Annotated in this window: 8 protein-coding genes; 1 reads left to right on the top strand and 7 read right to left on the bottom strand. The window is 62.1% G+C overall.

Annotated elements, in window-relative coordinates; all coding sequences use genetic code 11:
• Positions 1–85 precede the first annotated feature (85 nt).
• On the top strand, positions 86–1,288 hold the full coding sequence (locus Q0X21_RS06770) for an acyl-CoA dehydrogenase family protein (protein ID WP_297851088.1): 1,203 nt from the start codon (positions 86–88) through the stop codon (positions 1,286–1,288).
• A gap of 20 nt (positions 1,289–1,308) precedes the next feature.
• On the opposite strand, the gene Q0X21_RS06765 is transcribed toward Q0X21_RS06770, so the two are convergent.
• From Q0X21_RS06765 to Q0X21_RS06735, 7 genes are all read right to left on the bottom strand, one after another.
• The gene (locus Q0X21_RS06765; RefSeq protein WP_297851087.1) at positions 1,309–1,824 is read right to left on the bottom strand and encodes a GNAT family N-acetyltransferase; all 516 of its coding nucleotides are present in this window, start codon (positions 1,822–1,824) and stop codon (positions 1,309–1,311) included.
• A gap of 14 nt (positions 1,825–1,838) precedes the next feature.
• Positions 1,839–2,921, bottom strand: a complete 1,083-nt coding sequence (locus Q0X21_RS06760) for an HNH endonuclease signature motif containing protein (protein ID WP_297851086.1) — start codon at positions 2,919–2,921, stop codon at positions 1,839–1,841.
• Between the two features lie 122 nt (positions 2,922–3,043).
• A complete protein-coding gene (locus Q0X21_RS06755) occupies positions 3,044–5,239 on the bottom strand; it encodes a 3-hydroxyacyl-CoA dehydrogenase/enoyl-CoA hydratase family protein (protein ID WP_297851085.1) in 2,196 nt (731 codons plus the stop codon).
• 4 nt (positions 5,240–5,243) lie between these two features.
• Positions 5,244–6,395: an acetyl-CoA C-acyltransferase gene (locus tag Q0X21_RS06750; RefSeq protein ID WP_297851084.1), complete on the bottom strand. Its 1,152-nt coding sequence runs from the start codon at positions 6,393–6,395 to the stop codon at positions 5,244–5,246.
• A gap of 142 nt (positions 6,396–6,537) precedes the next feature.
• Positions 6,538–6,984, bottom strand: coding sequence for a DUF4233 domain-containing protein (locus Q0X21_RS06745; RefSeq protein WP_297851083.1), 447 nt, complete (start codon positions 6,982–6,984; stop codon positions 6,538–6,540).
• Complete coding sequence (locus Q0X21_RS06740; protein ID WP_297851089.1) at positions 6,984–8,435, bottom strand: folylpolyglutamate synthase/dihydrofolate synthase family protein; 1,452 nt, start codon at positions 8,433–8,435, stop codon at positions 6,984–6,986. Before Q0X21_RS06740 ends, Q0X21_RS06745 begins: the two co-directional genes overlap by 1 nt.
• Before the next feature lie 39 nt (positions 8,436–8,474).
• A complete protein-coding gene (locus Q0X21_RS06735) occupies positions 8,475–11,213 on the bottom strand; it encodes a valine--tRNA ligase (RefSeq protein WP_297851082.1) in 2,739 nt (912 codons plus the stop codon).
• Positions 11,214–11,230: the final 17 nt, after the last annotated feature.

The following is an 11,230-nucleotide window of genomic DNA, read 5'->3' as shown; positions in this document are numbered from 1 at the left end:
ACACCTACGAGGGCACCGACACCATGCAGTCCCTCATCGTGGGCAAGTCCATCACTGGCGTCGGCGCATTCGCAGGTTAATCGCCATGGCAGATCAGAATGTGAACGAGGTCGCAGCATTGCTGGACCCGAAGACGGACTACTACCAGGTATTCGCCGACGTCGATGGTGAGGACCTGCAGTGGTGGAAGAAGGCCCGCGAGTTCATGGAATTCGCTCGTCCCTCCATCAACGAGGCGTGGGAGAAGGCCGAGTACAACATCCCCGGTGTTGAGGAAGCGGCACGCCGCGGCCTCGTCACCGACGGCATTTCTATCGACGGTGAGCCCGGCATTTCCATCCGTGCGAACCGCCTGATCCAGATGGAATTCGCGCGTACTGATGCATCCACTGCCACCGCACACATCGTGCAGTCCGGCCTGGCGATGCGCTCGATCGACATCTGCGGTTCCGAGGAGCAGAAGGCCAAGTACTTGGGCCCGATGTCCCGCATGGAGATTCGCGGTGCTTTCGCGCTGACGGAGCCGGACCACGGTTCGGATTCCATCGGCCTGGAGACCTCTGCACGCCGCGAGGGCGACGAGTGGGTCATCAACGGTGAGAAGAAGTGGATCGGCCACGGTTCCGTGGGCCACATCTCCATCGTCTGGGCACGCGATGAGGAAGACGGCGAGGTCAAGGGCTTCATCGTCGACCAGGATCAGGAGGGGTACTCGGCGGAAACGATCGTCGGCAAGGCGTCGCTGCGAGGCATTCCGCAAGCGCACATCAAGCTTAACGACGTCCGCGTTTCCGACGACCGCCGCCTCCCCAACTCCCACTCCTTCCGTGATACCGCGAAGGTGCTCACCGGGACCCGCATCGCAGTGGCATGGGTGGCTCTCGGCATGGCGATCGACTGCTACGAGAAGGCTCTTGACTACGCACAGCGCCGCGTCCAGTTCGGTCGTCCGTTGGTGAAGAACCAGATCATCCAGCAGCGTCTCGCTGACATGCTGCAGGAAGTCACCTCCATGGCGCTGTACTGCCGTCGTCTCCTCGAGCTTGAGGAGTCCGGCCAGCTCAACGAGAAGCAGGCAGCCCTGGCCAAGGTGCACAACACCCGCGGTGCCCGCAAGGTCGCAGCTGATGCACGCGACATGTTCGGTGGCGTGGGCATTCTCCTCGAGAACGACGTGGCACGCCACCACGCCGACATCGAATCACTGCACACCTACGAGGGCACGGACACGATCCAGTCCTTGATTGTGGGCAAGTCGATTACCGGCGTTTCAGCTTACCGCTCCTAAGCCACTCTGAATGACCGGGTTCACTCATTCGGGTGAGCCCGGTTTTTCGTGTCCTGGGACAGGTGCGAGTACACCGCGAGGTCGTTGTACTCGCCGCGCAGCAGCTCCCCATCTCTGCAGATTCCTTCAAACATGAATCCGGCGCGTTCCGCGACGCGTCGCGAAGCATGATTGTTCACCGCGGCTCGGAGCTCCACGCGGTGGATTCCAGTTTCGTGCGCCCACAGTGTGACGCGACGGACCGCATCACTCGTGATGCCACGACCACGCGCCCACGGCGCAGCCGTGTACCCCAGGTCCGCAATGTGACGCGAGCGGTGTCGCAGTTCGACGTTGCCGGCATAACGGTCATCAACAGCGATCGCCCACCGCGTCACACCTGCAGGAGGGGTCGCCAAAAAGGCACGCAAATGCTTCTGCGTATACGGCTGCGGGACATGCGTGTAACGCACCGTATGTTCATCTTCCACGGATTCCAGGATGTCCTCAGCAACATTGAGGATCTCTTTTACCTGGTTCCATGGCACAAGCTTCATGCATGCCGACGGTATCAGTCCGGCCCGAATAGCGTCGCCATCGCACCGTATGCATGGTGTGTACGAGGGACGGGGTTTCCGCGCGGTGAGATCCACACTGGTCTGCCACGGCGCATCACGATGTGACCGCGTTTTCGTCTTCGCGGGTCTTCGTCATTGACGCGGTTGTGATAGCTGCACAACGGGGTGAGGTTGGACTGGTTGGTCTCCCCTCCCCTGCTCCACGGGGTGACGTGGTGGATTTCGCAGGCATCTGCACCGTGTCGGCAGAAAGGCTGGGCACACATCGGCATCGTCGCACGCGCCAAATCGCGCTGCTTCTGATTAGCCAAGCGACTCATGCGGTACAGATTCACCGCCCCCTCTGCGGGGTGGAAAACAGCGGCTTCGAGCTCATTGGAGGCAGTGGCGATGAACTGGTTGAGGAATTCTGCTCCCGCCATAGTCGTGCCATCGGTGAGCCCGAGAATCACCTCATCACCCTCGCCGCGGACAATGCTCACGAAATCGGGTAAGCCGACGAGCACGAGTGGTCGCGGACGGGCATGGGCAACAGCACCTCCCCCACGAAGCAACTGCGCGAATTTGGCAGCCATTTGGGGCATGGCGGGCTTCGAGGAATCGATGCCACGACGCAGATAATGCTCGGTATCAGCGAGCAGGCGCTCGTCAGCGGTCACCGTCATGGAGCGCTTGCCCATCTTCGAGCGACCGAATTTCACGGCATCGACAGGCGGCGCGGGCTCCGGATCCGGCACCAGCTTCCTTGCGCGCCGCTTGAGAGCATCAAAATTGCCACGGGTATCAAGAAGGGAAAGGCGGGTTTCCCAGCGGGTGGAGGGGTCGTCGATAAGCGAAAGGCGTTGTTCGATGTAAGCGAGCTGATCAATGGAGAGCTTGCTTTTGCGCGCCCTAGCTAACGCATTCCTCTGCCACTTCCTCCACTTCGTCCGCCCAAAATACGTGCGGTGCACGGACTCCCACCCGGTGACTGTCCGTGGGTTGATGCCAGCACTGATCGCGACTTCACGGTCGAAGTCAGCAAGCATATCCACAGCGCTGTCAGTCAGCGTCTGGATCAGTGCGTTAAACGTCATGGTTTGCACGTTAACCGGATAAGCAACCGGTGAAAAGCGCTGTTTGCACACTAAAATGTGCATTTACATGGAACCGGCGCCCAGGCAACAACCTGGACGCCGGAACTGTTAGAGGCGTAGCGCTAGTTATTCAGCGGCTTGCGCGTGGTCGCCATCGACACTGCACGGTCGTGGTTCTCCTGACGCTTGAGCACCTCGGTCGCGGCATCGACCTGGCGCTGTGCCAGCTCGTCCTCGGTCGCGGTGCCGTCGCCGGTGAAAACCTTGGCCAGGGCCTCGCCAATCGCCTTGTCGGTCTCAGAACCGTCGGTGTAGGCAAGCGTGCCGGTGGTGAGCGGAAGCTCAACATCTGCCGGGGCGGTGTAGCCGTCGGCGAGCTTCTTCACCAGCTCAAGTGCGCCCTCGACGACGTGATCCGGGGACTGGATGACCTCGTCGTGCTCACGCCAGAAATCGACGTTGACTGCCGGGACCGGACGGACGTTGAGCAGCACGCCGAATGCGGTGGCGTGCGGGTTGGGTACACCGAGATCCACCAGGCGCTCCAGCAGACGCACCGGACCAGACCATGCCGGGAAGAGGCCGACATTGCGCTCCGGGAAGCCGACGCGAGCCTCGGCGTGGATGACGGAAGCGTCGGTGTGCAGCACGAGCTCCATGCCGCCGCCGAGTGCGACGCCACGGACAGCACCAACGACCGGATACGGAGCAACACGTGCGCCGTGGAGGCCGTCGATGCCCTGCTTGATGGTGCGAGCGAGCTCCTCGGAGTCACCTTCCGGGCCGGACAGCTTGGCAAGGGTGCCCAGGTCAGCACCAGCGGAGAAGGCACGCTCCTCATCGTTAGCAATGACCAGGCCCTTAAGGTCCCACTCCGGTGCGTGTGTCCACAACTCGGTGACTGCGTTGGAGTTGGAGTTCATCGGGGTCTTGTACACAAAGACACCGAAGCCTGCGTAGTCACCCTCGGTGAGCTTGTATACGGTGGCGTCGTCGTTGCCGGCGATTTCTTCTGCACCAGCGACCAACTCAGCGACGCGGATAACACCTTCACGGTTCGGCAGGTCGGTGAGCTCGCCGTTGGAGCCCAGCACCTTGCCGTCTGCGTAGAAGCCGCCGGCGTTCTTGGCGGCGGTGAGGAGGGACGGTGCGTCGTCGAAAAGCGAGGCAACGTAGTCGATGCCGATGGAATCAGCGAGCTCGAACGGGCCCTTCTTCCAGCCGTAGCCGAGCTTCATCGCGATGTCGATCTGGTCGACGGTGTCCGCGATCTCCGGTGCGGTATCGCAGCAGTACTTGATGAAGGTGGAGAAGACCTCCTTCGCGTAATCGCCCTCTGGGGTGCCGGATTCCATGAGTTCCTTCGGGTCCTTGCCCACCTGGAACTTTTCCTTCGGACGGTAGTCGCCCGCTGCGAAGTCGTAGACCTCTTCGCGGCCACGGTAGAAGCCGGACTCGGCGGTGCGGCCGGTGAAGCCCTTATCCAGCAGGGTCTTGAACTCGTCGCGCTCCACGATGTTGTAGTCGTGGTACGCGTCGGAGGACGGCAGTGCCTTCAGCAGGGAACCCCAGATGCCCGGGACGAGCTGGATGCCGACGTAGTCGAACAGGCCGAAGATGCCGGTGCGCGGAACCCCGAACGGGCGACCGAATGCGACATCTGCCTGCTCCGGCTTGATGCCCTGGTCGAAGGCGGTCTTGGCGCCCACTGCCATCCAGAAATTGCCGATGCGGTTAGCGATGAAGCCCGGGGTATCGCGGCAATCCACGACGACCTTGCCCATCTGGCGCTCGAGCACGTGGTGCATCTGCTCGTTGACCTCAGCGGAGGTGTCCGGGCCTTCGACGTACTCCACCAGGCGCATCACGCGCGGCGGATTGAAGAAGTGGGTGATGGAGAAGTCGCGCTTGAACTCATCCGATGCCTCGCCGAGCAGAACCTCAAGCGGGATGGTGGAGGTGTTCGACGATACCGGGGTGCCCGGCTTGCGGTGCGCATCAACCTTGGCGAAAGTGTCGCGCTTGACGTTGATGTCCTCGAAGACGGCCTCGACGATCCAATCGACCTCGCCGAGACGGTCCAGGTGGTCCTCGGTGTTGCCCGGGGTGACCAGCTTGGCGTACTCGGGGCGCTGGAAGCCATGGCGCTTCAGCTGGGTGTCAATACCGTTCTGTGCGCGGCCATCGCGGTTGTCACCTTCGTCGAGCGGCAGGTCCAGCAGGTGGACCTTGATGCCCGCGTTGGCCATGTGTGCGGCGATACCGGCACCCATGGAGCCGGCGCCGAGAACTGCTGCAGTCTTAATGTCCTTAGCCATATGTTTAAACCTCCAGAATAAGTGCGATGCCCTGGCCGCCGCCGATGCAGGCGGTAACCAGGCCGTAGCCGCCGCCAGCGTTCTTGAGCTGGTGGATCAGCTTGGTGGTCAGAACGACGCCGGTGGCGCCGATTGGGTGGCCGAGTGCGATTGCGCCGCCCTGGATATTGGTCTTGTCGTTGTCGAAGCCGAGCTGGTCGGCGACAGCGATGCACTGTGCGGCGAAGGCCTCGTTGGATTCGATGAGCTTGATGTCCTTGAGGTCCAGGCCTGCCTTGGCCAGTGCCTTCGGCACAGCGGCGACGGGGCCAAGGCCCATGGTGGCAGGGTCGCAGCCAGCGACACCCCAGGAGACGATCTTGGCCAGCGGCTCCAGGCCGAATTCCTTCAGGCCCGACTCGTTGGTCATGACGGTGGCGGCTGCTGCGTCGTTGATACCGGAGGAGTTACCTGCGGTGACGGTGCCATCCTTCTTGAAGGTCGGGCGCAGCCCGCCGAGCTTCTCCAGGGTGGTCTGACGCGGGTGCTCGTCGGTGGTGAAGTCGCCGACCGGGACGATCTGGTCAACGAATTCGCCGTTGGCGATCGCAGCAGCAGCGCGCTCCTGGGACTGCAGTGCGTACTCGTCCTGGCGCTCGCGGGAGATGTCGTACTTCGCGGCGATGTTCTCCGCGGTAATGCCCATGCCGCCGTTGCCCATCGGGTCGGTCAGTGCGCCGGTCAGCCAGTCGATCAGGCGACCGTCGCCCATCTTGCGGCCCTGGCGCATACCGTCCACGGAGTACGGTGCTTGGGACATGACCTCAACGCCACCGACGAGGGACAGCTTGGCGTCATCGGTGATGAGCTGCTGTGCAGCGGAGATGATGGCCTGCACGCCGGAGCCGCAGAGGCGGTTCACGCCGTAAGCGTGGGAGCTCTTCGGCAGGCCAGCCTCGAGTGCGACTGCGCGGGAGGTGTAGTTGTCGCGCGGGATCGTGGTGACCACGTTGGCCCACACGGAGGAGTCGAAGTTTTCGGCGGATACGCCGGAGTCTTCGATAACGGCCTTGGCCAGGTGGGCGCCAAGGTCGATGGTGGCCATACGGGACAGCGAGCCGCCGAAGGTGCCGACGGGGGTGCGCTTGGCCTGGGTAATGTAAATCGACTCAGACATGGATCTCCTTCATGGTTTGTGCTGGATTACACATCCACACAATTATAGGGAAGATCACACTAGAGTTTCGACCCCAGTTCACTTTTTTATATATAGGTCGTTTTGCTCACATTTTGCGAGGCTTATCCACGCCCCACCGCCCCTACTTATCCTCCGACGTTCCCAGGTGCTGGGTGGTCAGCAGACCACGGCGTTGACGCTCAAGAATGTCGGCGCGCATTTTCACGATCAGGAACCAGACGATTCCGAACATGATGCCCACTGCCCCGACGGACCAGTGGATGAAGAAGCCGATGATGATGAGGGGGACTTGGAGGGCGACGTCGAAAAGCAATGCTCCTGGGCGACGCTGGAAGAAGGCCGCAAGGAAGTGCACGGCACCGATGATGGTGATGAAAACCCAGTTGAAGGTGGTCCAGAGTTCGCCGTTGTCGATTTTGAGGATCACGGTGAGGCAGAGCCAGATGGTGATCGCTTCCATGACGAGTGTGCCGGAGAGCACGCCGGACAGGCCCTTGATGGGGTCTTTGACGGGTGCGGAGCCGGGACCGAGTGGGCCGTACTCGACGGGGCGTGGGGTACGGGACATTATTCGGGGTCCTTTCCAAACATGGCACGGGCTTCGCCGGCGGTGACGACGGAACCGGTGATGAGGATACCGGAACCGGATTGGACGCCGACTGCCTCGAGGGCCTCTTCGGCGAGTTCCACTGCCAGGGAGTACGCCGATGGGAAGTGCTCTTCGACGTGGACGCGCTCTTCGCCGAAGATATCGCGGGCGGTCTCGGCCAGCTCGTACGCATCGGTAGCGCGCGGCGAGGTGTTTTGGGTGATCACCACTTCGCTCAACACTGGCTCGAGTGCGGTGAGCACACCGACGGCGTCCTTATCGCCCAGGATGCCGAGCACACCGATGAGGCGCGCGAAGTTGAAATCGCGCTCGATGGCGGCGGCGAGTGCACGGGCACCGTGCGGGTTGTGCGTCGCGTCGATGAATGTCGTCGGGGTGGAACGAACCCGCTCGAGACGCCCCGGCGAAACAGCTGCGGCGAACCCGGCGCGGACAGTGTCAGCATCGAGCGGCTTTTCCGCACCTGCGCCGAAGAATGCTTCGACTGCGGCGAGCGCGACTGCTGCATTACGCGCCTGGTGAGGCCCGGACAAAGGCAGGAAAATGTTGTCGTAGGTGCCGGACAGGCCGCGCAGCGAAAGGGTCTGGCCGCCGACGGCAACACCTGTTTCTTCGACGCCGAATTCCTCATCGAGGCGCGCGACCGCACTGCCGACAGAAACGGTGCGTTCCAGGATCACGCGCATCGCATCGGGCTCCTGGTTTGCAACCACCGTGACTGCCTCAGGGCGGCGGATAATGCCTGCCTTCTCCCCCGCGATCTCGGCGAGAGTGTCACCGAGGTAGTCGGTGTGGTCCAGCCCCACGGGCATGATCACATCGACATCGGAGTCGACGACATTGGTTGCGTCCCAGGTGCCGCCCATGCCGACTTCGACGACGGCGATCTCCACCGGCGCATCAGCAAAAGCGGCGAGAGCGATCGCGACGGTCACCTCGAAATAGGACATGGGGTGGTCGCTTTTGGCGTCGACAAACTCGATGAAAGGTTTGATTTCCTCGTAGATGCGCACAAAATCCGCGGGGTGGATCGGCTCGCCGTCGATACCGACGCGTTCGGTGATGGATTGCAGGTGCGGGCTCGTCGTGCGCCCCACGCGCGCGCCGAAGGAGCGCAACAGCGACTCGATCATCCGCACCGTCGAGGTCTTGCCGTTCGTGCCTGCGACATGAATGACCTTGTAGGCGTGCTCGGGGTGGCCGAGGAAGTCCATGAGCATCTCGATGCGATCGAGGCTCGGGTCGATCTTCGTTTCGGGCCAACGCGCGAGCAATTCGCCTTCCACACGCGCAAGGTCTGCAAGATCAGCGTCTGTCACGGGGTGCGGGATGGGGGCGGTGTCGTCGGGGTCGGCGGGGGCGTCGATAAGCTCATCGCCCAAATTGAGCACGAGCCCGTCTTCGTCCATGCGGATGTCGTATCCGCGCTCCTTGTCGCTGTCCGCCACTTATTTGGCCTCCGGGAGTGCGGTAAGACGTGCGGTGACACGCTCAACTTCCTCCTGTGCGACCTTTTGACGCTCGCGGATCTTCTCCACGACTTCGGCCGGGGCATTGGCCAGGAAGTTCTCGTTGCCGAGCTGCTTGCCGGTGGTTTCCAGCTCCTTATTCGCGGCGGCGAGCTCCTTTTCCAGGCGCTTGCGCTCTGCCGCAACGTCGACGGTGCCCGAGGTATCCAGGGCTGCGTCCAGCGTGGTTTCAGCAAGACGCACTTCAATGCTTGCCGACGCCTCGAAGTCCTCCCCCGGCACCTCCAACCGCGCGATCGAGCGAATCATGTCTTCCTGCCCGGCAAGATCTGCCTTGGCAAAGTCGAGGCGTGCCGGCACCTTCTGTGACGGCTTAACACCCTGGTCAGAGCGGAAGCGACGCAGCTCGGTGATCAGCGCGATCGCATCCTGGATGCGACGCTGCGCGGTCTCGTCTACCTCTGCCCCACCGTTGGTGTCCTCCGCGGTCGGCCACGGTGCAAGGCACAGGGAGTCCTTCTCCGTGAGCGCCTTCCAGAGCACCTCTGTGACGAACGGCATGGTCGGGTGCAGCAGGCGCAGCACCACATCGAGGACTCGGCCCAGCACGATCTGGGTGTTGCGGCCCTGCTCGGACTCGCCATCGCGCGGGATCTGGGTCTTCGCGATCTCCAGGTACCAGTCACACAGCTCATCCCACGCGAAGTGGTAGAGCTCTTCGTTGGCCTTGGAGAACTGGTAGTCATCGAGCAGCTTATCGACGTGCCCGCGAACGGTCTCGAGGCGATCGAGGATCCAACGATCCGCATCGGTCAAGTCTTCACGTGCCGGCAGCGGACCGACAGCCGCGCCGTTCATCAGCGCGAATTTTGTGGCGTTGTACAGTTTGGTAGCGAAATTGCGTGCGGCCGCGGCGTTGTCGTCGCCGATCGGCAGGTCGATGCCCGGGTTAGCGCCGCGCGCCAGTGCGAAGCGCAGGGCGTCCGCACCGTAATCGCGCACCCAATCCATCGGGTCAATGCCGTTGCCCAAAGACTTCGACATCTTCCGGCCCTTCTCATCGCGGACGAGGCCGTGCAGGAAGATGTTGTCGAATGGGATCTGCGGGCGATCATCAGTGCCAGCGCCGAGGATCTCCGAGGTCTGGGTGCCGGCGAAGGTGCCGAACATCATCATGCGGGCAACCCAGAAGAAGAGAATGTCGTAGGCGGTGACCAGCACCGTCGTTGGGTAAAACTTCTCCAGCTCCGGGGTATTATCCGGCCAGCCCATCGTGGAGAACGGCCACAGTGCAGAGGAGAACCAGGTATCCAGCACATCTGGGTCCTGCTCGTAGCCCTCCGGCGCCTCCTCATCTGGGCCGAGGCAGATGATGTCGCGCTCGCCGTTTTCATCCTCCGGGCCGTACCAGATCGGGATTCGGTGGCCCCACCACAGTTGGCGCGAAATGGTCCAGTCGTGCATGTTGTCCACCCAGTCGAAGTAGCGCTTCTCCAGGGACTGCGGGTGGATGACGGTATCGCTCTCACGGACAGCGTCACCAGACATGCGTGCGAGTTCGGCGACCTTGACGAACCACTGCAGCGACAGGCGCGGCTCGATCGGCTCGCCGGTGCGTTCGGAGTGACCAACGGAGTGGACGTACGGGCGGACTTCCTTGACGATTCGTCCCTGCTCCGCCAATGCCTCGCGCACCTTCACGCGTGCCTCGAAGCGCTCCATGCCATCGAACTGCGTACCGGTATTTGCAATGTGACCGGTCCTGTCCATGATGATCGGCATGTCCAAGTTGTGGCGCAGACCCATCTCGTAGTCATTCGGGTCGTGTGCCGGGGTGATCTTCACCGCGCCGGTACCCAGCTCCATATCCACGTAATCATCAGCGATGACCTCAATGGTCAGGTCATCACGGAATGGGTGCGGGAATTTCTCGCCGATGAGGTGCTGGTAGCGCTCATCATCCGGGTGGACGGCAATAGCCACGTCACCCAACATCGTCTCCACGCGGGTGGTGGCAACGATGAGGTGCGGTTCATCGTCGTTAAGCGAGCCGTAGCGAATGGAGACGAATTCGCCCTCAACGTCCTTGTACACGACCTCGATATCCGAGACCGCGGTCTCCAGCACCGGCGACCAGTTGACCAGGCGGTAATCGCGGTAGATCATGCCAGCGTCGTAAAGCTGCTTGAAGATGGTCACGACAGCGCGGTTCAGACCCTCATCGAGTGTGAAGCGCTCACGCGACCAGTCGACGGAATCGCCGATCGCGCGCATCTGCGACGTGATCGTGCCGCCGTATTTTTCCTTCCACTCCCACACGCGCGAGATAAATTCCTCGCGCCCATAGTCGTAGCGGTCTTTGCCCTCAGTTTCCTTGAGCATGGCCTCGACCTTGGTCTGCGTAGCGATGCCCGCGTGGTCCATGCCTGGCAGCCACAAGACCTCATAGCCCTGCATGCGCTTACGGCGCACCAGGGAATCCATCAGCGTGTGGTCCAACGCATGGCCCATGTGCAGCTGACCCGTCACATTCGGCGGGGGCAGCACAATCGAATAGGCAGGCTTATCTGAAGCTGGGTCGGCCGTGAAATAGCCCTTGGCCACCCAGTCTTCGTAGATGCCCTGCTCGAGATCCTGAGGCTCCCAGCTCTTCGGCAGGGCGTCTGCCCTTTGGACACCGATGAGCTGCTCGTTGTACGTCGCGCTAGATTCAGTCACGGTATGACAGTGTAGCT

Origin of the sequence: uncultured Corynebacterium sp. (assembly GCF_947253065.1) — a bacterium.
Classification (GTDB): Bacteria; Actinomycetota; Actinomycetes; order Mycobacteriales; family Mycobacteriaceae; genus Corynebacterium.
Note: the sequence above shows the minus strand (reverse complement) of the source record. Positions and strands in the feature narration are given on the sequence as shown.

Coding starts and splice junctions, on each gene's coding strand:
- Q0X21_RS06770 (WP_297851088.1), top strand. CDS start 86: ATGGCAGATCAGAATGTGAACGAGGTCGCAGCATTGCTGGACCCGAAG.
- Q0X21_RS06765 (WP_297851087.1), bottom strand. CDS start 1,824: ATGAAGCTTGTGCCATGGAACCAGGTAAAAGAGATCCTCAATGTTGCT.
- Q0X21_RS06760 (WP_297851086.1), bottom strand. CDS start 2,921: ATGACGTTTAACGCACTGATCCAGACGCTGACTGACAGCGCTGTGGAT.
- Q0X21_RS06755 (WP_297851085.1), bottom strand. CDS start 5,239: ATGGCTAAGGACATTAAGACTGCAGCAGTTCTCGGCGCCGGCTCCATG.
- Q0X21_RS06750 (WP_297851084.1), bottom strand. CDS start 6,395: ATGTCTGAGTCGATTTACATTACCCAGGCCAAGCGCACCCCCGTCGGC.
- Q0X21_RS06745 (WP_297851083.1), bottom strand. CDS start 6,984: ATGTCCCGTACCCCACGCCCCGTCGAGTACGGCCCACTCGGTCCCGGC.
- Q0X21_RS06740 (WP_297851089.1), bottom strand. CDS start 8,435: ATGGACGAAGACGGGCTCGTGCTCAATTTGGGCGATGAGCTTATCGAC.